This window comes from Nocardia blacklockiae (assembly GCF_015477355.1).
Taxonomy (GTDB): domain Bacteria; phylum Actinomycetota; class Actinomycetes; order Mycobacteriales; family Mycobacteriaceae; genus Nocardia; species Nocardia blacklockiae.
This window is the reverse complement of record NZ_JADLRJ010000069.1, coordinates 1-287: the sequence shown is the minus strand read 5'-3', so window position 1 is coordinate 287 and position 287 is coordinate 1. Positions and strand designations below refer to the sequence as shown.

The 287-nt window shown below is 35.5% G+C and carries 1 protein-coding gene; it reads left to right on the top strand.

The window, feature by feature from the left end; all coding sequences use genetic code 11:
* Window positions 1-69: 69 nt before the first annotated feature.
* On the top strand, window positions 70-287 hold a 218-nt coding region (locus tag IU476_RS35765), incomplete at its 3' end, for a hypothetical protein (RefSeq protein ID WP_228824861.1).

Below are 287 nucleotides of genomic sequence, written 5' to 3'. Positions count from 1 at the left end.
CAATTTATCAATGAAATTGATACGCTTTTCCGACATCTGAAATTAGATTCGGAAAACAATTATTTTCTATTGGCAGGTGATTTCAACGCCAAGCATAGTGCTTGGGGCAATTTGAATTCGAACACAAGAGGCAATGTTTTATACGATTGGTGGCAAATGAATACTATAGAGCGTAAAATTGAATTGTACGCCACAAGTACGCCGTCTTATCCAAAAGGAAATTCATTTCTGGATTTACTTATGATAGATGACCGAATACAAGTACTAAATACAGATCTAACTACTCG